This is a genomic window from Vibrio neonatus (assembly GCF_024346975.1).
Lineage (GTDB): Bacteria > Pseudomonadota > Gammaproteobacteria > Enterobacterales > Vibrionaceae > Vibrio > Vibrio neonatus.
In genome coordinates this window covers 1,491,525-1,514,662 of sequence record NZ_AP024885.1, presented here as the reverse complement: position 1 = coordinate 1,514,662, position 23,138 = coordinate 1,491,525, and the positions used below count along the sequence as shown (strand labels likewise).

Annotated in this window: 17 protein-coding genes; 7 read left to right on the top strand and 10 right to left on the bottom strand. The window is 44.9% G+C overall.

The annotated features are described in order from the left end of the window. The first annotated feature begins 141 nt into the window (after window positions 1-141). Window positions 142-2,616 carry an MMPL family transporter gene (locus OCU38_RS06975; protein WP_261822509.1) on the top strand — a complete coding sequence of 825 codons (2,475 nt, stop codon included), beginning with the start codon at window positions 142-144 and terminating at the stop codon, window positions 2,614-2,616. A gap of 85 nt (window positions 2,617-2,701) precedes the next feature. Here the strand turns inward: OCU38_RS06975 and OCU38_RS06970 are convergent, their stop codons facing one another. After that, the gene (locus OCU38_RS06970; RefSeq protein ID WP_261822508.1) at window positions 2,702-5,140 is read right to left on the bottom strand and encodes a YgiQ family radical SAM protein; all 2,439 of its coding nucleotides are present in this window, start codon (window positions 5,138-5,140) and stop codon (window positions 2,702-2,704) included. A 125-nt stretch (window positions 5,141-5,265) separates the two neighbouring features. On the opposite strand from OCU38_RS06970, the gene OCU38_RS06965 reads away from it, so the two are divergent. The 3 genes from OCU38_RS06965 (at window position 5,266) to OCU38_RS06955 (ending at window position 7,480) form a co-directional block, all read left to right on the top strand. Continuing rightward, on the top strand, window positions 5,266-6,447 hold the full coding sequence (locus tag OCU38_RS06965; RefSeq protein ID WP_261822507.1) for a BamA/TamA family outer membrane protein: 1,182 nt from the start codon (window positions 5,266-5,268) through the stop codon (window positions 6,445-6,447). 54 nt (window positions 6,448-6,501) lie between these two features. Beyond that, window positions 6,502-7,197, top strand: a complete 696-nt coding sequence (locus OCU38_RS06960; RefSeq protein ID WP_261822506.1) for a hypothetical protein — start codon at window positions 6,502-6,504, stop codon at window positions 7,195-7,197. Window positions 7,198-7,279: 82 nt separating this feature from the next. After that, window positions 7,280-7,480 carry a DUF4250 domain-containing protein gene (locus OCU38_RS06955; protein WP_261822505.1) on the top strand — a complete coding sequence of 67 codons (201 nt, stop codon included), beginning with the start codon at window positions 7,280-7,282 and terminating at the stop codon, window positions 7,478-7,480. Window positions 7,481-7,560: 80 nt separating this feature from the next. On the opposite strand, the gene OCU38_RS06950 is transcribed toward OCU38_RS06955, so the two are convergent. The 3 genes from OCU38_RS06950 to OCU38_RS06940 form a co-directional block, all read right to left on the bottom strand. Then, on the bottom strand, window positions 7,561-8,100 hold the full coding sequence (locus tag OCU38_RS06950) for a hypothetical protein (RefSeq protein WP_261824251.1): 540 nt from the start codon (window positions 8,098-8,100) through the stop codon (window positions 7,561-7,563). A 356-nt stretch (window positions 8,101-8,456) separates the two neighbouring features. After that, a complete protein-coding gene (locus OCU38_RS06945) occupies window positions 8,457-8,954 on the bottom strand; it encodes a response regulator (protein ID WP_261822504.1) in 498 nt (165 codons plus the stop codon). 23 nt (window positions 8,955-8,977) lie between these two features. After that, the gene (locus tag OCU38_RS06940) at window positions 8,978-10,870 is read right to left on the bottom strand and encodes an ATP-binding protein (protein WP_261822503.1); all 1,893 of its coding nucleotides are present in this window, start codon (window positions 10,868-10,870) and stop codon (window positions 8,978-8,980) included. Window positions 10,871-11,033: 163 nt separating this feature from the next. On the opposite strand from OCU38_RS06940, the gene OCU38_RS06935 reads away from it, so the two are divergent. Continuing rightward, window positions 11,034-12,299, top strand: a complete 1,266-nt coding sequence (locus OCU38_RS06935; protein WP_261822502.1) for a YdgA family protein — start codon at window positions 11,034-11,036, stop codon at window positions 12,297-12,299. Between the two features lie 182 nt (window positions 12,300-12,481). Continuing rightward, window positions 12,482-13,567 (top strand): 3-phosphoserine/phosphohydroxythreonine transaminase, encoded by a 1,086-nt coding sequence (serC, locus tag OCU38_RS06930; RefSeq protein WP_261824250.1) that lies wholly within the window; start codon window positions 12,482-12,484, stop codon window positions 13,565-13,567. Window positions 13,568-13,633: 66 nt separating this feature from the next. Here the strand turns inward: serC and OCU38_RS06925 are convergent, their stop codons facing one another. Further along, entirely contained in the window at window positions 13,634-14,542 is a 909-nt protein-coding gene (locus OCU38_RS06925) for a LysR family transcriptional regulator (RefSeq protein ID WP_261822501.1), read from the bottom strand. 106 nt (window positions 14,543-14,648) lie between these two features. Here OCU38_RS06925 and OCU38_RS06920 point away from each other — a divergent pair, with 106 nt between their 5' ends. Further along, window positions 14,649-15,644: a zinc-binding alcohol dehydrogenase family protein gene (locus OCU38_RS06920; protein ID WP_261822500.1), complete on the top strand. Its 996-nt coding sequence runs from the start codon at window positions 14,649-14,651 to the stop codon at window positions 15,642-15,644. 111 nt (window positions 15,645-15,755) lie between these two features. Here OCU38_RS06920 and cydC read toward each other — a convergent pair whose 3' ends face one another. From cydC to OCU38_RS06895, 5 genes are all read right to left on the bottom strand, one after another. Beyond that, complete coding sequence (gene cydC, locus OCU38_RS06915) at window positions 15,756-17,492, bottom strand: heme ABC transporter ATP-binding protein/permease CydC (protein WP_261822499.1); 1,737 nt, start codon at window positions 17,490-17,492, stop codon at window positions 15,756-15,758. Beyond that, on the bottom strand, window positions 17,485-19,263 hold the full coding sequence (cydD, locus tag OCU38_RS06910; protein ID WP_261822498.1) for a heme ABC transporter permease/ATP-binding protein CydD: 1,779 nt from the start codon (window positions 19,261-19,263) through the stop codon (window positions 17,485-17,487). Before cydD ends, cydC begins: the two co-directional genes overlap by 8 nt. Window positions 19,264-19,372: 109 nt before the next feature. Next, window positions 19,373-20,329, bottom strand: coding sequence for a thioredoxin-disulfide reductase (gene trxB / locus OCU38_RS06905; RefSeq protein ID WP_261822497.1), 957 nt, complete (start codon window positions 20,327-20,329; stop codon window positions 19,373-19,375). Window positions 20,330-20,499: 170 nt separating this feature from the next. Continuing rightward, window positions 20,500-21,141: a SanA/YdcF family protein gene (locus OCU38_RS06900; RefSeq protein ID WP_261824249.1), complete on the bottom strand. Its 642-nt coding sequence runs from the start codon at window positions 21,139-21,141 to the stop codon at window positions 20,500-20,502. A gap of 149 nt (window positions 21,142-21,290) precedes the next feature. Further along, on the bottom strand, window positions 21,291-22,979 hold the full coding sequence (locus OCU38_RS06895) for an NAD-dependent malic enzyme (RefSeq protein ID WP_261822496.1): 1,689 nt from the start codon (window positions 22,977-22,979) through the stop codon (window positions 21,291-21,293). Between the last annotated feature and the right edge of the window lie 159 nt (window positions 22,980-23,138).

The following is a 23,138-nucleotide window of genomic DNA, read 5'->3' as shown; positions in this document are numbered from 1 at the left end:
AAAATGATATTGTGTCGCTCGAAAGTGACGTTTTTGTGACTTTCGCAGATTTAATGACGTATAAATTTTCTCGCAAGGTATATTACGGCTTTAGTTTTTTTAGCCAATTTTTTTGACCCTTGTTCGTTAGAGGCAACAACAGTGCAACGTTTCACTAATATAATAATTCGCTTTCCAAAGTTGCTGTTATTACTGCTTGTTTCCGTCACTATGGCGGCTGCTTTTTATGGCGTTAAACACTTTTCGATCAATGCCGATCTTAGTGAACTAGTCGAACAACATGGGCCGTGGCGTGACAACCTTGATGCTGTAGAAGCCCAGTTTCCCGATACTGGCAATATTATCGTTGTGGTGTCATCCAAAGACGATCAGCAAGCCAAAACAGCCACCAAGCAATTAGTGAATGCATTTAGAAACGATAAGCAGTTTACTGATGTGTTGGCTCCTTCTACTTTGCCTTGGTTTGATCACTATGCGGTTGGTTTTTTAAGCAAAGCTGAGTTTTCCGCCTTTCAAAACAAAGTATCTCTATTGATGCCAAATGCGACGGTATTAATGGAAACCCAGCAGCTTTCCCATTATTTAGGGGCATTGGATAGCGCGCTTAGTCAGCCTAAATCCACATCAGAAATTTCAATACTGTTGCAACCCTTAACTCAAGCGGCTAATGATAAAGACGTTGATTGGCGTGGGTTGCTATTTGCCAATATTGCGCCGAAAAATGGCTATGTTATTACTCTCAATGCTTTATCTGATGTCGCGCAGGCTGATGCAAACAAATTGACCATGAGCGCGGTGCGTAATGTTATTTCCAGTGTGGGAATGTCAGCCGATGTCATGGTGCGAGTCACCGGACAAACGGCGTTAGATTTTGATGAAGTGCAAGATGCCAATAATAGCGTCAAATTAGCAGGCATTGTCTCTTTGATTGCGCTGATCCTCATTTTGGCGGTCGGGATCCGTTCATTCAGAATTATTGTGGCGAGTTATCTTGCAGTCGTCGTGGGCTTAATTTGGACATTTGCCGCAGGCTTATTGCTGGTAGGGGCATTTAATACCATCTCCATTGTGTTTATGGTGATTTTTATCGGCTTAGGGGTCGATTTTGCGGTGCATTTGAGTTTGCACATTTATGAGCAGCGTCTGAAAGGGCATGACAACGATCAGAGTTTATTGCTGTCTATACAACACAGCATCTCTCCATTAGGTTTGTGTGCGCTATCTTCGGCAATTGGTTTTTTAAGTTTCTATCCCACAGCTTATACCGGCTTAGGTGAGCTAGGCATTATTTCCGCCGCAGGCATGATTTTAGGTTTGCTGGCAACATTTTTAGTGATCCCTTTGTTTTTGCAGTTTTTTGGTTATCCAGAAGTCAAACGCAGTCATGCCAAACGCTCTAAAGCATTTATGAAGTTGGGTGAGTGGATCATCACCTATCATAAACGCATCATTAAGCTCACGTTTATTGGTGCTTGTGTCACTATTTTTGGCGCAATGCAGTTTAAGTTTGATTTTTCAACATTAGTGTTAAAGAACAAAAACTCTGAATCGGTGGAAACCTTACAATGGTTACAAGACCATAAATTAAGCTCCAACTATCAACTTTTAGCAGTAGCAAAAGACAAACAGCAAGCTCGCCAGTGGCAGCAGCAGTTAGCGAAAAAAACCGAAGTAGCGACTACGGTCAGTGCGCTATCGTACCTACCTAATGATTTTTCAAGTCGAGTGGCGCAGCTGCAAAAAATCGCAAGCTCGTCTGATAGCAGAGCATCGCATGTACATGTTAAGGCAATGAGTTTAAAGCAGTTTTTAGATAAGCATGCCGATTTACTGCAAAGCAATGGCGTGAATATCAAGCATGGCGATATGACCAATAGCAGTATCAGCACCTTACAGCGCCACTTAACTTCTGAGCTACAACCTTTATCCACCTTACTGACTAAAGGCGGTCAGATCACTGAGCCTACGGTGGCGATGTTACCTGAGGATATTCGCACTAAATATATTTCGGCAGACGGTCAGTGGTTGGTGTCGGTGCTCCCTTCTGGAGATATGCGTGATGTGAGCGCGGTGAATGCCTTTGTCACAGCGGTGCAGCAGGTTGCGCCGCTAGCAACCGGTCGCGCTGTCGCCGAGCAGAAAGTGGGTGATATCGTGGTGAAAGCGTTTTATATTGCGATAGGCATTTCTATTGTCAGTATTACGTTTATTCTCTTTTTAACCGTCGATCATAAGCGCGATATTATCTTTATTTTCATTCCGCTACTGTTAACTACCAGCACCACGCTGGCCATTGCGCATTGGTTTGGACAATCGTTAAACATGGCCAATATCATTGTGATACCGCTTATTTTTGGTTTGGGCGTAGATAATGGTATTCATATTGTGAAGCGTTTTAGGCATGAGCAAACCATCACTCGATTCTTTGCCGCGTCCACTCCCAAAGCGACTTTAATCAGTTGCCTTACCACCCTTGCTACCTTTGGCGCATTGACCTTATCTGATCATCAGGGGATGTATTCGATAGGGGTTATTTTGAGCATCGCATTGAGCGCTATACTGTGTTTTAGCTTATTAATTCTACCTGCGTTTTTGCATCGATTTGAACCTAACTAGTGCTGGGTATTAGACGGGTATACAGGTAATAAAAAGGCCGCTATATAGGAATATATAGCGGCCTTAATCGTATGCTTAGTCGAGACTAGCGGTGACGTGTTGGCTTTTTACCTGCTTTAGGTTTGCCTGCATGTGGCCTAGTTTGCTGACCGCCATTATTTTGTCCAGAGCCATTTTTCCCAGAATTGTTTTGTCCTGAACCTCTTTGACCATCGCGCCTGTGGGTTTTATTACCTTGCTGGCTGTTTCCTTGCGAGCCATTCCCTTGTGATCCATTTCTTTGCGAATCATTGCCTTGTGAATGATGCCCTTGGGGTTTACGCCCTTTACCAGCCGTTGCTTGTGGGTTGTTGCCATTGCGAGACTTTTGTTGTCCCTGTTTTGGCTTGCCATTGGAATTTGGCTTACGGATATCCGGTTGGTTATCTGTATGCTTGGTGGCAAAGCGGTGCGCACCGTGACGGCCTGACTTACGACGCTGTGCAGGCGTTTGTATGCTCAGGTCTTCCTCTGGCACAAGACAGTTCGGCTTATCGCCAATTAAGTGTTTTTTGCCTAAGTTGATCAAGGCTTCACGAATCAATGGCCAGTTGGCTGGATCGTGATAACGAAGCAGAGCTTTGTGTAAGCGACGCTGACGCTCGCCTTTGGCTACAGGAACATCTTCACGTTTTTTGTATTTAACGCGTTTGAGAGGGTTAGTCTCTGAGTAATACATAGCGGTGGCATTACACATAGGCGATGGGTAAAAGTTTTGTACCTGATCGCACTCGTAGTTGTTGGCTTTTAGCCACAGCGCGAGGTTGACCATATCTTCATCTTCGGTGCCGGGATGGGCAGAGATGAAGTAGGGGATCAAATATTGTTTTTTACCTGCTTCTTTGCTGTATTTTTCGAACATCTCTTTGAAACGGTCATAGGTGCCCATGCCCGGTTTCATCATTTTGTCTAAAGGCCCTGTTTCGGTGTGCTCTGGGGCAATTTTTAGATAGCCACCAACGTGGTGAGTGACCAGCTCTCGAACGTATTCTGGTGATTCAATGGCGAGATCGTAACGCACGCCTGAGGCTATCATGACTTTTTTCACGCCGTCCACATTGCGCGCAGCGCGATATAAGTCGATGGTGTGTTTATGATCGGTATTGAGTTTATTACAAATACCTGGGAAGACACACGATGGGCGACGACAGGAAGCTTCCGCTTTAGGGATGCTACAGCCTAAGCGGTACATGTTCGCAGTTGGACCGCCAAGATCGGAAATTGTGCCGGTAAAACCGGGTACTTTGTCGCGAATGTCTTCTAATTCGCTAATTATGGATTCTTGAGAGCGGTTTTGAATGATGCGTCCTTCGTGCTCGGTAATCGAGCAGAATGAACAGCCGCCAAAACAGCCGCGCATAATATTAACCGAGGTTTTGATCATGTCATAAGCGGGAATTTTGGCTTTGCCGTACATAGGGTGCGGGACACGAGCAAAATACAAACCAAACACATAATCCATCTCTTCGGTAGAAAGAGGAAATGGAGGGCGGTTTACCCACAATTCACGATTGCCATGACGCTGAATAAGCGCACGTCCTGAATGAGGGTTGGTTTCTAAGTGCATGATGCGACTGGCGTGCGCGTACAAAATGCGGTCATTGTGCAGTTTTTCAAATGCGGGCAGGCGTACCGCTGTGGTTTCAGCGTCATGACGAGTAGGACGTATTATTACTGGTTCTGGTTTGCTCTCGCTGGCATCTTCCGTTTTGTCGCTACAGTTGCTTTCCACCTCATAAGGGTTGGTTGGCACAAAGGCTTTACCCGGTTTCTCAATACGTGAGGAATCGATAATGCTGTAGCCCGCAGGTGGCTCAGCAAGGTTCACGGCTGTACCGCGGATATTGGTCAGTTCACTGATATCTTCACCGTCGGCAAGACGATGCGCCACTTCAATTAAAGCGCGCTCAGCGTTACCAAACAGCAGTAAGTCCGCTTTGGCATCCAACAATACGGAGCGACGCACTTTATCAGACCAGTAATCGTAGTGGGCAATGCGGCGCAGGCTGGCTTCTATGCCACCTAACACAATCGGGATGTGCTTGTAGGCTTCACGACAACGCTGAGAATAGACTAAAGTTGCGCGATCAGGTCGTTTACCCCCTTCATTATTGGGCGTGTACGCATCGTCGTGACGCAGTTTTCTGTCTGAGGTGTAACGGTTGATCATTGAGTCCATGTTACCGGCGGTGATGCCGAAAAACAGGTTGGGTTCACCCAATGTCATGAAATCGTCTTTGTTGCTCCAACGTGGCTGGGCAATGATGCCGACCCGAAAGCCTTGCGCTTCTAAAAGACGACCAATAATCGCCATCCCAAAGCTAGGGTGATCCACATAGGCGTCACCGGTAATGATGATGATGTCGCAACTATCCCAACCTAACGCGTCCATTTCTTTGCGGGTGGTGGGTAAAAAGGGTGCAATTCCGTAGCACTCAGCCCAATATTTTTTATGTTCGTAGATAGGGGGTATAGAGTTGTGCATTGTTAGCCTCTGTCAGCAAGCTGTGCATTATATCTATTCGTGTAAATGTTAGCTAGCGCATGGCCTAATTATATATATACTGAAGCAATACTCCTTTAATTTCATATATATAAGATTTATTGAATATGATGAGAACCTTGTGTCGATGTACGTTAGGGCTTGGATTAGCCAGTTTGGGTGCCAATTTTTCTTACGCAACCAGCTTTACTGATCCATTGGATGGTCAGTTCGATATGGGAGAGTACCTAGCGGAAAACGCTTACGGATTTTTGCCTATTCCAGTCATCATCACCGAACCTGCGGTGGGCTATGGATTTGGCATGGTGGGGATGTTTTTACACGAAACGGAAGCGCAAAAAGAGCAAAGGCGCAAAGTAGCATTGCAATCTGTCGATGGCGGAGCGCGGCTTATTCCTCCTGCGGTAACGGTGGCAGGTGGCGCCATGACAGAAAACGGCACATGGTTTGCTTTATTGGGGCATCGCCGAGTGTGGAAAGAAGATTCGATTCGCTATTTAGGCGGGATAGGATTTGGCTCCGCTATTATGCAGTTTTACCCATTTTCGTCTGATGCATTAAAAGACAAAGGGGTGGAGTTAGAAACCGAAGGTTTTGGCGGCATACAAAAACTGCAATTTCGCCTGCCAGATACTTCGCTGTTTGTTGGTGTTCAGCAGTTTTATGCCGACAGTGAGGTGACGCTAAATAGCGGTATTGGTAATGGCAATTCGTACAGCTTAGGCAAAACTAAGAGCTCTGGGCTAGGGTTTAATCTTGAATATGACGCGAAAAACAGTCTGTTTTATCCGACCAGTGGTTGGGATTTTAATGCCGAGTATTTGTGGTTTCGAGAAGGGTTTGGCAGTGACAATAACTATGAGACGTTTTTAGCCGCTAGCCGAGTGTATCTGCCTATTGCGGCGCAATGGACGCTCGCCTTTGCCGCGGAATACAACGCATTAACCACCAATGAATCGCGCCTGCCTCCTTTGGCGTACCCAGATATTAATTTGCGCGGCATTGCCGCTAATCGATATCAAGGAAACCATACCAGCTCTTATCAAAGCCAATTAATGTGGCAGTTTACCCCTCGTTGGAGTGTCTCTTTGTTCGGCGGAGTAGGTGGCAATAGCGGTATTGGGTCGTCTAATGAAGGGGCCAGCAGTATGTTTGATGACATGCATTGGGCGTATGGCACGGGTTTTCGTTATCTCATTGCTCGCAGATACGGCATTCACAGCGGAATAGACATCGCATTTAGTGAAGAGGATAGCGCTTTTTACTTTAATGTGGGAACAGGATTGTAATCGAGGTGATGATAGTTACACTACTGCCTTTACAACATTCTGAACAACGGTTTTATGCACATTTACGCTCAATTATCGACTCATATTCTACTGCCCATGACCATAGGCGCATTGGCTGTATTGATTATCGCGCTACTTAAAGGTGAAATTTGCCCTGGGCAAAGAGGGCGTTTGCATCGCCAAATTCCGATTATCGCCTGTCTGTTTTTCGTCAGTGGCGGCGCAATGCCGGTATTTGTTATTCCCGCGGCGTTATTGGTGTACTTCTCTGTACAAAGCAAAACCGGTAAAACGCGAGACAGTGGGCCGATATTTTTGTTGTGGCTGGCACTGTTGTCATCGTTAATGCTTTGGTTAGCCTCTATTGTTAACAATCAAAGTCTATTTCTAGCCGGCTCATTAAGCTTAGCCATTTCAGAGCTTGTTTTTTTAGGCGCGGTGCTGGCGCATGTGCTGATGATCAGAGCCAAAACACGTTTGCAAGCTTTTCATACGCTGTTGCCCGTTGCCGGCGTGATTTCTTTAATGCTAGTGGTAGTGTCGGTATTGATTCAGGCCTATTGGGTGTGGCCTAGCGATACAAAATGGGTGCTAAATGCGATTATCTGTGCATTTTCGGCGTTAATTTTGGCGGTATTTGCCTGGTGCTGGCATCTGTTTCGTTCATCAACGGCTCATATACTGCAAGTAGGTACGGCATGGCTATGTTGCATGTTGGGAAGTTACTTTCTGTTACCGCTATTTTATTAAAATTTTGCCTGCGATCACTGTCAAATCAGCGCTGAACAACTAATCTTATAGTAAGGATTTTGGGCAGCGCAGAGGTGGAACGATGGATTTAAGTAATATTAAACGTTGGGATAGCAACATCTTGTTGGGTATCGTCAATGAAAAACTTCGTCTTGAGTGTGACAGTATCGAAGAGCTAGCAAGTGTGTATGAAATTGATGCCAGTGGTTTAGCCGATAAACTTGCAGGCGTGGGTTATCAGTACGATCCTTTAACCAATCAGTTTAAATCCCATGAGTTTTAACCGTTAAAATTTATCAGGATCAAACAAAAAATGGCTACCTAATAGGTAGCCATTTTTATATCGAATCATTCGCTTAATGATTAGAACACAAAGCGTGTGGTCAGCATTAACTGATCGCCATAGAAGTCATTGATTTTGCCTTCTAAGCCTAGAGAGAAGAGTTCAGTGGCGTGGAATCGACCATAAACGCCACCCATCCAATCGTCATCGCTGTCGATAGTCACGTAGCCAACGTGGCCGCCTACTTCAAATTGTGGACCTAACCATTGACGCCAGCCAAGGTTCACTTCCATGCCTACTTCGTTGTTGTACTTATGGTTATCGACAACGCGCAGTAGCATTTCACCGGTAATGTCTGCCCAGTTAGTCGCAGGAGCGTGGAAACCTAAACCTGCACGAAGGTTGTAGTCATCTTCGAATTCAGAATCTATGGTGGTCACGAAGTGTGCGTTTGGGTGAATTGACTTACTGAAACCAGCGCCAAAGGTCAACGGAGCCATACCGATACGGGCATCGATATAGTCATAGTTGAAGTTGCTCATTACTGCTGGGCTTTCAGCAAAGGCTGTGCCAGAAAAAGTAGCTGCTACAGCGAGTGCAGCACAGGCTAGTTTACGCATCATTCTTGATAACCTATTTGGTGTAATTGTGTGTCCTTGGCTTATGGGGATGACCCCATCATCATGCATGTGATACCAATCGTACTAAATAACTGATCATTCTAGCTTGTTAAAATACTCGATAACGGCGTTAGAATTTTTGATTGTAGAATAACTACTTATCAAAAAATTCTGCCTTGTTCTCGAGCATTTTTCCTGCGCTAGCTCTGATCACTTACTTAGTGTGATTGGTATGAAATGATGCGCCTTATGTCGTTCAAATATATTAATAGAACGTAGCTATTACCTCCACTAAAACAGAGGCTTATATAGGCTAATTTTCTGTTAAAATTTGCAAATTATCGGGTTTCGCACATTTATTCGCCAAATTGGATGCGTTTTTCTGACATTGCCTGCAATATTTTCGCCGTATCTAGGTATTTTGCCCACGGCATAGGATCGGGCTGAGTGTCTAGCACATAACGAGTTAGGTGCGCGGTGACGGTTTTGATTAACTCATCTTTGTGCCAAGGCTTGGCTATATAAAAATCAAGGCAGTGATGATTAATCGCGTTAACTGTGTCGTTGAGATCGGCTTGACCGGTTAATAGGATCTTTTTACTGCTGAGCGTTTTGGGGTTGTTGTGCAGTTCAATTAAGAAATTCACCCCAGTTTCTTTAGGCATAATATGGTCACATAAAATCATGGCTAACGGAGTGTTTTCCGCTTGATATTCCGCAATTACTTCTCGCGCTTCTGCCACTGACTCTGCCGCTTCAATATCGCAAAATTCCCCGAATTGTTGTAAATCACGCACAACGCTATCGAGAACATCTCTTTCATCATCGACGCATAAAATTAATAATTTGTTCATCCATTGCCTCCTTTATTGACGATTTATGGCTTGAAGGGCAGACGCACAATCATTTGCGTGCCTTTACCGATTTCAGATTTAACGCTGATGCTTCCTTGGTGCTGGTGGATAATTTGGTTACATACCGATAATCCAATGCCAAGTCCAAAGTCGCCTTGTTTTTTGGTGGTGAAATTGAGCTCAAATATGTGCTCCAATTGTAACGGATCAATGCCTTGTCCGTTATCTTCAACAATCACTTCTATGACATCGTCGATAAGTCTGCTGTGAATAATGAGTTTGCCATCGCTATTCATGGCATCTAACGCGTTGGAAACCAGATTGGTCCACACTTGTTGCAGCGCATTAGGTTGGCACAGAGTCGGCCCGATACTATGGTAATTACGCTCTACATCGACGTTTTTCAGACGGTTTTCAAAAATAACTAAGGTGTCTTCAATGCCTTCATGAATATCCACTTTTTTAATCGACTCTTCATCAGAGCGAGCGTAGCTCTTTAGGCTTTTCACCATATCGGCAATGCGACTTGAGCAAACGTTTATAGAGCGAAGAGTGGTGCCTGCGGTGTAATAATGCTCAAGTTCGCTCAAAATAATGCCCATTTGCGGGTCTTGGCTCAGCTGTTCTATTTCTGATTCTAATCCCATCATTATCACCATCTTGGCTTGTTGTTTGCTTTCTACAAGATGGGTGATGGCATTAGATTTTTGCCTTAATAGCGCTGTAGGCAGAGGGTTTGAAACTAAGGCTCTCTCTAGTACGCCTTTGCTGAGGCGTTTACTGATAGGGTTGAAGTATTCGGTATCACGGGTAATTTCGTGAATTAAGGTATCTGAGCTGCGTAATATGGCTGAGATAGGGTTGTTGAGCTCATGCGCTACGCCGGCAACCAGTTGCCCTAGCACCACCATTTTTTCGTTTTCGACCAGTTGTGATTGCGCCGCCTTGAGCGATTCAAAAGTGTGCTCAAGTTGTAATTTAGTATGGATACTGCCTTGCAATCGACGGTTAAAGTGGCGCAATAGCAAGTTGGTAAAAAGCGGCAACAAACTGCTGTTGGAGTGCATGACCTTAGTAAAGGTATTTTTGCTGAGCTTGATGACCTTAGTGGGGCTTAAGGTTAAAGCGGTAGAAAAGGACTGCTCGCCACTGACAAAAGACATGCCGCCAATGATGCCACCTTTGCCGTGCAGGGCAACTTCTCGGCGTTTACCGTGTTCATCTTGTTTATATAGCGCGACTTTCCCATCCAGAATAAACCACAAATACTGATTAGATGAGCCTTCTTTGGTGAGCAAATGTGAGGGTGAGTAATAGCGTATGGTATTGTCTTTATTGTGTTTGGTGAAAAAGCGGTCTAGTTCGGCACACACTTTTTCTGATAACTCATCATCACTGATGGAGTGATAGTCACGAATAAAATCACTGCGATAGGCATGGATGCGTTTTTCTATGTGTGCGCGCATGATTTTTTGGCTGTCTAATACCGAACCGTAAGGGAGCCAATCTATCTTGGCCTGAGAAATAATAAATTCTGTTAGTTCTTTCTTAATGACGGTATGGGTATTGTCGGCCTGTAAAGGGTAGGTAAAACAGTGGTCTAAACGCCCTTCATTGATCGCCACCACTAGGCTTTGCAATTGATTTGGGTCACAGGCGAGGATTTTTCGGCAGTTGGGGTAGTTGCGTCCAATCTCAGGCAACAACTGAGAACTGTCGTGATACAGGCTTTGCGATGCCATCACTAGGGCAATTTCAGCCTTGTTTTGTTTGATATATTCAATATGCTGCTGCGCTTGTAGTACATCTTTTGCAAACAGCAGTGTAAACTTGCGCTCAAAAGGTTTGAAGGCAAGTTGTAACAACGACAGTGAGTAAGGACAGTCTTCGATACAAAGAACGCAATATTGAGCCATAATCAACCCAGTTTTTTATTGCACTTTAGCAGAGATATTTTCAGCTGAATGAGAGCCAGTTAATGTTACGGTTAGTAAACAATAAAAAACACAGTAAATGCTGATTTATCTCAATTAGTTCTGTATAAACATATTTAAACGTCAGAAATAGATATTATAAAAAATGAAACAATTAAAACTTATGGCCGCTGCCGGCGGTGCAATTGCTATTATCGGGATTTGGCCACTTGCAGTTGGACAAATTGGACAAACGATTCTTACCGATGGTGTGAAGAATTTTACCAATTCAGATGTGAAGGTTGAGCTTGAAGAATACCACAGAGGCTACTTTACCTCTGAAGCGAAAACCTTAGTCACTGTCACTGATCCGCAAGCCTTAGCCCAATTGCAAGCTTACCGCTGGCCTACACAGTATGAATTTGTGCATGTGATTCATCACGGCTTATTTAGCATTGCTGGCGAAACCTCTTACGCGCAAAATCCAGCATTGGTGTTAAATACCAAAACTCAGCTTAACGGCAATACCGAGTTTTCTACTGATATAAAAGATCAGCAGTTTGAATTTGATGGTGCCACGCCAATGAAAGTGCTCTTAGAATCGTTATCATTAAATGGTTCTGTGTCTGTACTTGGACAAATCAATTACCAATTGGATATGCCATCGGTTGAGCTAGATTACCAATCGGGCAGTATGGTGCGCCTTAGCGGTTTAGCCAGCAAAGGCGATGGTAAAGTTGAGCAAGAATTATGGCTTGGCGAACAAACTGTGTCGATTGATAGCTTTGTGATTGATGACAACGAAGGCGTTAACCTTTTAGAAGTGAACGGCTTTGACTACCAATTCCAAACCAGCGAAGACGAAACAGCCGATACTTTGCAGGGCGAATATCAGCTTGCAGTGAAAGATTTTAAAAATCACGACGGTGAAGCGGCGAACCTAAACCTGAACTTTAGCGCAACGGGTTTTGATCGTTCTTCTTTCTTAGACATCACGCAAATGTACCAAAGCACCCCACAATGGACGCACGCTGATACGGAAAAAGTATTACCTAAAGTGGATGCATTGCTGGCAAAAGGGTTCACTTTGTCGCTGAGCAAGTTCAATGTGGATATTGATGAAGGGCATTTTGCAACGGACTGGAAACTGGATTTGCCAGCAGGCAGTGCAGACTCATCAAAAGACATGCTGCAATTGCTGAACCTATTCAACGGTAACTTGAATGCGTTTGTATCGAGCGATTTGGTGATGGCTTATCCGTTCATTCAGCAAAATCTAGATGAACTGTTGATCATGGAAGTGGCGACGCAAACCGATGATGGCTATAGCTTGTCACTACAACTTGACGACGGAAACATTAAATTTGCCAATGGCAAAGAGGTTCCTGTGGTGTCGTTATTGGCTCCGATGCTGATGCATCAAGTTCAATAAAACCAATAAGATAATGGTGCCAATCGTGGTAATTACTGCGCTTGGCATGAAATATTAAGCCATAGCGAGGCATTTTATTCTCGCTATGGCTTTTTTATATCAAGATGAGACTTAATTCTTGTTTTAAGCTGGGGTATAGTCAAAGGATACATTGATTGAATCACTTGGAGTATGTAAACAAAATGGATGCCATTTATAATTTTAGTGCCGGACCTGCAGGCCTACCAAAAGCTGTGATGGAATTAGCTCAGCAAGAGCTTGTAAACTGGAACGGTATGGGTCGCTCAGTGATGGAAATCAGTCACCGCAGTAAAGAGTTTATTGAAGTCGCCAATACCGCTGAAAGTAATTTACGTGAACTGCTTCAAGTACCGAGCAATTATAAAATATTGTTTTGTCAGGGTGGGGCGCGCGCGCAGTTTTCAGCTATACCAATGAACTTACTCGGGACATCCACTAAAGCTTGTTATGTTGATGGCGGATATTGGGCACACAGTGCGATTGCAGAAGCGAACAAATACTGTGACGTTCAAGTGATTGATGCAAAAACCGAAATTGATGGCAAAGTTGCGATTACTCCAGCAGCCTCTTGGTCGGTAGATGCGGATGCTGCATTTGTGCATTACTGTCCAAATGAAACCATTGATGGTATAGAAATCAATGATTTGCCTGTTACTGACAAACCGATTGTAGCGGATATGTCTTCTACCATCTTGTCTCGCAAGATCGATGTGAGCAAATTTGGCGTTATTTACGCTGGCGCGCAAAAGAATATTGGCCCTGCGGGCATTACTTTGGTTATCGTACGTGACGATCTATTGGATCTGGCCAGCGAGATTTTACCTAGCACCTTGAGCTACAAGTTGTTGGATGAAAAAGATTCTATGTACAACACCCCACCCACTTACGCTTGGTACTTATCTGGCTTAGTGTTTAAGTGGTTAAAATCAATCGGCGGTGTGGCTGAGATTGAAAAACGCAACCGCAATAAAGCCAAGGCGCTGTATAAAGCCATTGATGAGTCAGATTTTTACAAAAATGACGTACATCCAGACAACCGTTCATTGATGAATGTGCCGTTCCAATTAGCCAAACCTGAGCTAGACGCTATCTTCTTAGAGCAAGCAGAAGCAAAAGGTCTAGTGGCATTAAAAGGACACCGAGCGGTGGGTGGCATGCGTGCTTCTATTTACAACGCTATGCCAGAAGAAGGTGTAGCGGCGTTAGTTGCCTTTATGCATGAGTTTGAGGCTAAGCACGCCGCTTAAGCCGTGCCCCAAGCTTGCGCGAAATTACTGTAAATAGGCCATAGAGCATTCGCTCTGTGGCCTTTTTTATACGTCACATATTTCAGCAAGTCTTTGTTGCAAAAAGCTCTTTAGTTCTTTCACTAAGCTGCTGTATTGACTGCGGTCGGTGAATATCATGTATAACGGGGCGTGCTCTCCGCGCCACTGCTGCGCTAGTGGCACTAATCGACCGTTTTGCAAATCATCCAGCACATCTAAGCGCGATTTATACGCTACGCCATGCCCATTGACTGCCCATTGGCGCACCATCTGCCCATCACTGGTTTTTCGATTGCCGGTCACATTCACAATGCACTGCTGCTGATTATCACTGTGAATAAAATGCCAGCGATTGTGCAGTTTATAATTTAGAGTAAAGCATAAGCAGTTATGATCTTGCAGATCGTCAGGATGATGAATGGGACTATGGCTAGCAAGGTAATCCGGAGAAGCGCACAAAATGCGGTAGTTCTCTTTGTATAAAGTAATCGCCACCATATTCGAATCTTCTGGCTCACCAATGCGCAGTGCCACATCCACGTTTTGCTCATACAGGTCGGTGTAATCATCTGATAAGTGTGCATGCACAGTCACTTTGGGATGCAGGGCAAGAAACTCATCAATTAACGGCATGATCACCGCCCGCCCAGTATCCGATGGCATGGATAGGGATATGTTGCCAGATAGCTCTTTATCGGTCTCAGTCAGCTCATCAATGCCTTGTGCGAAAATCAACATAGCTTGCTGACAACGTGGAAGAAATAACTCTCCTTGCGAAGATAGTCTAAGCTTGCGAGTAGAGCGGATAAATAAGGGGACGCCTAATTCAGCCTCTAGCCTTTGAATGGTGCGACTGATTGCCGCTGGAGTTTGGTCTAAACTTCGCGCGGCAGCAGAAAGGCTACCCAGTTTGGCGGTTTCTAAAAAAACCCGAATATCATGTAACGATTTCATTATTAACTTTTGGTAAAAAGTAATTTAAATGTAGCTTAGTTTTTCAATTCTAACGTGTCAATTAAACTGGTTGTATAGTTGGATATATGTACATGGAGAAATAACGATGAAAGCGATTGGGTATCAAGTAAATTTACCTATAGATGCAGAGGAGTCTTTACAAGACATTGAGCTAGATAAACCTTCTGTAGCTGGGCGCGATATCTTAGTAAAAATACAAGCGGTATCAGTGAACCCTGTAGACACCAAAATTCGCGCCAATGTTGCGCCAAAGTCAGGTTATAAAGTCATTGGCTGGGACGCCGTTGGCGTCGTGGATGAGGTGGGTGAGAAGGTCTCTTTATTTAAAGTGGGCGACTTGGTGTGGTACGCCGGCGATTTAAATCGCTCTGGCACCAATGCCGAATATCAGCTGGTGGATGAGCGCATTGTCAGCAAAGCGCCGACTTCGGTAAGTGTGGCGCAAGCGGCGGCTTTACCCCTGACCAGTTTGACTGCGTGGGAGATGCTATTTGATCGCATACAAGTGGATAGCAGTGCCAATAAAACCTTATTGATTATCGGTGCGGCGGGCGGCGTAGGTTCGATTATGGTACAGCTGGCTAAAAAGCTCACCAAGCTTAAAGTCATTGCCACCGCATCACGTCCTGAATCTGTGCAGTGGTTGCAGTCACTCGGCGCCGATCAAGTTATCGATCACAACGCATCGATGAGTGAACAATTAGGCATGAAAGATTGCATTGATTATGTGGTGAGTTTGAACAATACCGAGCAACACATGCCAGAGGTGGTGACGCTAATTAAACCGCAAGGCAAATTTGGTTTAATTGATGATCCTATGACCTTTGATATTCGCGCTTTAAAAGCCAAAAGTATCTCACTGCATTGGGAGTTTATGTACACCCGCTCGATGTTTGAAACCGGCGATATGCAGACTCAGCATCATATCTTAGCCAATGTGGCGAAAATGATAGACGACAAGCAGATCACCACCACGCTCGGTGAGCATTTTGGCACTATCAATGCGCAGAACTTAAAGCGCGCTCATGCACTTTTAGAATCGCAACAAGCGCGAGGTAAGATAGTGTTAGAAGGCTTCTAAGTATTGCGCTATTACTTTATGCGCTATTGCTTTACTAGTGCGTGATTAAAACAAAAAGCCCCGTTTACTGTTGATCAGTAGACAGGGCTTTAGTTTGTGTCAGTCGCTATTTTATAGGGACTGATGTAACTGATAAAAACGACCTTGCTGTTTCAACAGGGCGTTATATTGCCCTTGTTCAACAATTTCGCCTTGCTCAAGAATCACAATGTTATCCATTTGACTTAGGCCGACTAAACGGTGTGTCACAAAAATCACCGTCTTATCTTGATAGTGCTGCTCTAACAAAGTCATGATTTGTGACTCTGTTGAACGATCTAAGCCTTCTGTGGGTTCGTCTAACAATAGGATAGGGGCGTTGTGCAATATGCCGCGCGCAATACCAATGCGGCGTTTCTCACCGCCAGACAGTTGACGACCGCCATCACCTAACCATTGTCCAAGCCCAGGCTCTTGCATTAAGTACTCAAGTCCAACGTTTGATAATGTGGTTGCCAATTCTTTATCAGTCGCGTCAGGTTTTGCGATTAATAGGTTATCGCGCAAGGTGCCGTTTAAAATATCGACTCGTTGGCTCACTACAGAGATAAGACTGCGCAACTCGGATTCTGATAGTGAAGTTAACGGTTGTCCGGCAACATGGATTTGCCCTTGCTTCACATCCCAGTAGCGAGTAAGTAATTGAATTAACGTTGATTTACCACTGCCAGTTTTACCTAAAATAGCCACTTTATCGCCTTTGGCAATGTTTAGAGACAGCTCTTTGACCGCTAAAGGAGAGTGCTGTTCATCGGTATAACCAAACGAGATATTGTTAAATTGAATGGCATCGTCTTGATCAAAGCGAGCGCGAGGCTCAGAGTAGTTGGCAAATTGCACTTCTGGCTCAGCGCCAATTACCTCGTTAAGGCGTCTAGCAGAGGCAAGAGTTTGCCCTAAGTATTGGAAAGCACCGGCAATAGGCATTAGTAATTCAACACTCGCCAGTGTGGCAAATACCACTAAGGCAATTAATGGACTTGGCCCTGCAGCGCCGACGCCATCAGCTGACATCCATAGGATTAAAATTAGGGTAAAGCCACTGGCCATTAACAGCAGGGCATTGGCAAGACCTGTAATGTGCGCATTGATGGCTTGATTACTCATCAGTGCCATTTGAGCTTGATCTATTTTCTCGCGGTAACGTTTTTCTGCGCCAAATAACAGCAGTTCATTGTGCCCTTCAATCCAATCTAGGGCGCGAATGCGCAGATCGGCGCGGTTTTGCGTCAGTTTATGACCGTTGCCTTTACCAAGCTTGTAAAACAATACCGGCCACACCAAGACTAAGATCATGAGTATCACGCCAAGCGTTAGGCCAATGTCACGATCAAACCAAATCAGGAAGCCTGATAAACAGAAGATTCCCAAAATGCTCAGAATCACTGGGCTCACTAAGCGCAGATAAACGTGATCCATTGCTGAAACGTCTGCAATTAAGCGGTTTAACAGATCTGCATCTCGAAGTACGCCAATACGACCGGGGATCAATGGCGTAAGTTTTTGGTAAAAGTACACACGTAAATCGGTAAGCAATTTAAAGGTCGCGTTGTGCGAGACTACACGTTCACCCCAACGACCCGCGGTGCGTCCCATGGCAAAGCCTCTTACGGCGCCGCCCGGCAACATATAGTTAAAGGTTTCGCGAGCAATCGTCAGTCCTGCCACAGCCGCCGCCGATAAGAACCAACCAGATAGCGTTAATAGACCAATGGACGCAAATAGGGTTAGAAAACCCAAGATCATACCTAGCGATAGGCCAAACCAATGTTTTTTATAAAGTTTAAGGTAGGGCAGTAACTCACGCATCGATATCGCCTCCCAATCCTTGTTGTTGCTGATTTAACATTTTCTCGAAGGTGCCTTGATGTTGTAACTCTGCAAAAGTGCCTTGCTGGGTGAGCTTGCCACTTTCTAAAACGAAGATTTGATCCATCATTTGTAAGTTGTTCAATTGGTGAGTCACCATCAGTGCCGTTTTGTCCACCAAAGCGCTTTGTAGGCTTTGGTTAATCAATGATTCACTGCGTGCGTCTAAACTGGCGGTTGGTTCATCGAGAAGCCAGAATTGACCGTCTTGCAATAATGCGCGAGCAAGGGCAATACGTTGCGCTTGACCCACAGACAATCCGCCTGAGCGATCCGAGATAGGGTGTTCAAGGCCCAATCTATCGATGAACTCATCGGCATGCGCTTGTTTGATTTTCTGTTGCAGTTCTTGCTCAGTAAAGGGTTTTTGCGCCAGATTCAGGTTATCGGCAATGGTGCCGTGTACTAGCAATGGGTTTTGTCCCACCCAGCTGACTAAGCCGCGATAGCTATCTAAATCCGCCTCGGCAAGCTCAATGCCATTGACCTGTAAGCTACCTTGATAAGGTAAAAAGCCAAGTAGGGCATTCATGAGCGAGGTTTTACCTGCGCCACTTGGGCCAACCAGTGCCGTTTTCTGACCGTTTTGTAAGGTAAAGCTAATCGGGCCAACCAATACTTTGCCTTCAGCGCTTGTGACCACTAGATCGCGCGCTTCAATAATGCAGTGTGATTGTTTATCAATTGCTTGCAGGTTCTGCTGTTTTTGCTCTGGCTCTTCGATATTCAAAAATTCAACAATGCTTTCAGCTGCGCCAATCGCTTGTTGTTTGGCATGATAGAAAGTGCCTAAGTCGCGCAGTGGCTGATAAAACTCAGGGGCCAGAATTAAGATAAACAGACCGGTAAATAAGGTAACGCTAGTACCGTAGTGACCAAAGTTCAGCTCACCGATAAAGGTAAAACCAAAGTACACCGCAGTTAAGGCGATAGAAATTGAAGTGAAAAATTCCAATACCGCTGACGATAAAAAGGCAATTTTTAACACGCTCATAGTGCGTTCGCGAAAGACTTCCGATGCGGCGTGTAACTGCTCTTTTTCGTCTGCAGCTCTATCAAACAAGCGAATGGTGGTCATTGCTTGCAGTCGGTCATAGAAATGCCCGGATAGGCGTTGCAAGGCTTTGAAGTTTTTGCGGTTAGCATCAGCGGCGCGTTTGCCCACTAAAGCCATGAAAAAAGGAATAAGAGGCGCAGTCAGTAAGAAAATAAGGCCTGCAAGCCAGTTTTGTGGGAATACCACCACCAAAATCATCAACGGGACTAGTGTTGCCAGCGCCATTTGCGGTAGGTATTTAGCGAAGAAATCTTGCATCTCTTCCACTTGCTCAATCAGCATAGTGCCCCAAGCACCGGCAGTTTTGCCTTTAATGTGTGCAGGGCCTAAACGGCGCATTTTATCAATGATAAGGCCACGGATATAAACGCGAATTTGCTCACCGCTACGGTAGCCAGCGATTTCTCGTACCCATGCCAATAGACTGCGCACCACAACGGTTGCGCCAAGGCCAACAAATAGGGGGATGAGTTCTGATTTATTTTGATGGCTAATGATCAAACTATGCAGAATTTGCGCAATCAATGACGCTTGAACAATCAAGGTTATTGCCGAGGCGACGCCGGCCACCACAGTGAGGGTTAGCCATCGCTTTGCCAGTTTACTTTGCTGTTTTAGCCATCGGCTTAACTCGCTTTGCGTTTTCTTATCCATGAATTAGGTACTAAATGAGAATAATTTTGATTTGCGGAGTATATCGAAAAACGTCCACGGTTGTTACACGTGGACGCTAAGATTTCAATACAAGAGGGTATTATTTAACTTAACTATCAATTTCATCAAGATAGCGTTCAGCATCAAGTGCCGCCATACAACCTGTACCAGCAGAAGTAATGGCTTGACGGTAGTGACTGTCCATTACATCACCTGCGGCAAAGACACCGGCAACACTCGTTTGAGTAGCATTACCTGCAAGGCCAGAGTTGATCACAATGTAGTCGTGGTTCATCTCTAGTTGCCCTTTAAAAATACCGGTATTTGGCTGATGACCAATGGCGATAAATGCGCCCATTACTGCGATATCTTCGGTTGTGTCTGATTTAGTATCTTTAAGGCGCACACCTGTTACACCCATATCGTCACCCAGCACTTCATCTAAGGTGCGATCAGTGTGCAGAACAATGTTGCCTGATTCCACTTTGTCCATTAGGCGCTTAATCAAAATCTTTTCCGCGCGGAATGAATCACGGCGATGCACAAGATGTACTTTAGCTGCAATGTTAGATAAATAAAGCGCTTCTTCGACTGCGGTATTACCACCGCCAACAACCGCAACTTCTTGATTGCGATAGAAGAAACCATCACACGTGGCGCAGGCTGATACACCGCGGCCTTTAAAGGCTTCTTCTGATTCAAGGCCGATGTATTTCGCCGAAGCACCGGTTGCAATAATTAAGGCGTCACAAGTAAATTCTTGGCTATCACCAATCAGGCGATACGGCTTTTGGCTAAGATCTACCGTATTGATGTGGTCGAAAATGATTTCAGTTTCAAATTTTTCGGCGTGCGCTTGCATGCGCTCCATCAATGCTGGGCCTGTTAAATCACTTGCATCACCGGGCCAGTTTTCTACTTCTGTGGTGGTGGTTAACTGTCCGCCTTGCTGCATACCTGTCACGATCACCGGATTAAGATTGGCGCGAGCGGCATAAATTGCCGCTGTGTATCCTGCAGGACCAGAGCCCAAGATAAGAAGTTTGCAGTGTTTAACATTGCTCATAAGTATTTGATCCTTTTTAATTCCGACTCGATTGTAGGTAATTAATGAGACGAATAGAATATGCTGATTATAGGTATATTGGTTCTAATTTTTAAAACTCAAGGATGGGTCAAGTTTTGTGAAAAGCATTACCGCAAAATGCGCCCAATGACAGTGAGTATTATTACGGGTCAATTCCCCTCGTTGTCGTCAGAATCGTTATCTTTAGGCACAAATCTAGGCATGATTGGCCCATAATCGTAGGTGGGCAACATTTCTAAAATAGGCTGTTGCGGGCCCAAAAATTTAGGTTGTGTATTGATGATGTATAGGTCGAGCATGGCTTTAGTCCGAGCAAACACTTCTCTAAAACGCACATTAAACCAAGAGGAAGGCATTGGAGAAGGCACCCCTAAACACACCGCATCCACGTCATAATAGTTCGCGATAAACAGCGCTCGGTCACAATGGAAAGTCTGGGTAACGATAATAAAATCATCCAGATTAAAGATCTGTTTAGCGCGTACCACCGAATCTAAGGTGCGAAAGCCGGCGTAATCTAAGAAGATTTGTTGTTCAGGAATACCTGCCGCAAGCAGATCACGCTTCATCGTCCAAGGCTCATTGTATGAGCGATGGGCGTTATCGCCGCTTAATAGAAATCCGCGCACTTTGTTTTGTTTATAAAGCTCAATGGCTGCGTCTATACGATAGGTGTAGTAAGGGTTGCGCGTTCTGCCAATATATTTGCTAGTGCCTAAGATAAGGGCAATGTCTCTTTCTGGCGTCGATTTTACCTGTTTATAAATGTGGCCTTTAGCCTGATAGCTCATCCAAAAATCCACAGAGCTGAGCAATAAAATAATGGATAAGCCAACCGCACCCGTAACAAGCACTAGCACTTTTATCAGGTGCATGACAATGCGCCAAAGGGAAGTTTGGCGCCAATATTGCGTAAGTCTATCTCGGGTGCGTGTTATCACTAGAACGCGGTACGTTTGTAGCGGCGATACACAGGTTGCCAGAAATGGTTGTCGATGGATTCTTTAATGGCTTGATCGGTAATTTCTAACGCTACGCCTTGTTTTATGGCCTGTTTTGCAACGATAAAGGCGATTTTCTTCGATACGGAATGGATCTCTTCAAGCGGTGGTAATAGTGCGCCACTGCCTGTAATCGCCAGTGGTGAACATTCGGATAATGCGCGGCTGGACTCCATTAACATTTCATCGGTAATGCGTGATGCTGATACTGCCAATACGCCAAGCCCGATCCCAGGGAAAATATAGCTGTTGTTACACTGCGCTATCTCTATGCGTTGCCCATTCACTATCACAGGTTCAAAAGGGCTACCGGTTGCGACAAGTGCTTGGCCTTGTGTCCATTCCAAAATATCTTTTGGCACCGCTTCTACGCGACTGGTTGGATTCGATAATGGGAATACAATTGGGCGAGGGCAATGCTTATGCATCGCTTCAATCACTTGCTGACTGAATACCCCTGGCGCTCCTGATACGCCAATTAATACAGTTGGCTTAGCATTTACAACCACATCCAATAGTGAGTAATCAGGGCCTTCAGCTTGCCATTGGCTTAAGTGTGAGGCTTTTTGCGCCAAAGGTTTTTGGAAGTCTAATAGGTTGTGCATACCATCTTGCAATAGGCCCCAACGGTCGACCATATAGACGCGCTCTCGCGCTTTGTCTTCATCAAGCCCTTCAAGCTTCATTTGTGCCACTATTGCCTCAGCAATGCCGCAACCAGCGGATCCTGCGCCAACAAAAGTGACGCGCTGCTCTGAAAGCTTACTGCCGGCAGCGTGACATGCCGCCATCAAAGAGCCGACAGTTACCGCTGCGGTACCTTGAATATCATCGTTAAAACAGCAGATGCGATTTTTGTAGCGTTTAAGCAGTGGCATGGCGTTTTTCTGCGCAAAGTCTTCAAACTGAATCAGCGCATCCGGCCAGCGACGTTGCACTGCTTGGATAAATTCTTCAACAAACTCGTCGTATTCTGCGCCAGTAATACGAGGATGACGCCATCCCATATACATAGGATCAGCAAGACGTTGTGGGTTGTTGGTGCCAACATCTAACACTATCGGTAAGGTATAAGCAGGGCTGATACCGCCACATGCTGTGTATAAAGAGAGCTTACCAATAGGAATGCCCATACCGCCGATACCTTGGTCTCCCAGACCTAAGATACGTTCGCCATCAGTAACAACAATGACTTTTACATTGTGCGTTGAAGCGTTGTTAAGCAGATCGTCAATACGTTCTCTGTTTGAGTAAGAGATAAACAGACCACGTCCGCGACGGTAAATGTTAGAGAACTTTTCACAAGCCGCACCAACCGTTGGCGTGTAGATGATTGGCATCATCTCAGTAATGTGGTTTTGCACTAAGCGATAAAAGAGCGTTTCGTTAGTATCTTGAATATTACGCAGGTAAATATGGCGATCCATATCGTTATCAAACTGCTGATATTGCTGATAAGCACGTTCGACTTGTTCAGCAATGGTTTCAGTATTCTCAGGCAACAAGCCGTCGAGATTAAAGTAAGAGCGTTCAGCCGCAGTAAATGCGCTGCCTTTGTTGAGTAAAGGCGTACTTAATAATGCAGGTCCTGCGTGTGGAATATACAGAGGTCTTTTATCGTTATTCATTATTTAACCTAGTTATTGGGAGAGGGCACGTAAGGGAAAAGGCATTGTAAAGTATCCCTTTTATAAATTGAACGCTATCAGGTTCATTTTTTGTCAAATGTAACAGTAAGATCTTAATAAATAGTGTGTTGTTGGAGGTAAGTCGAGGTTTTTGTGGCA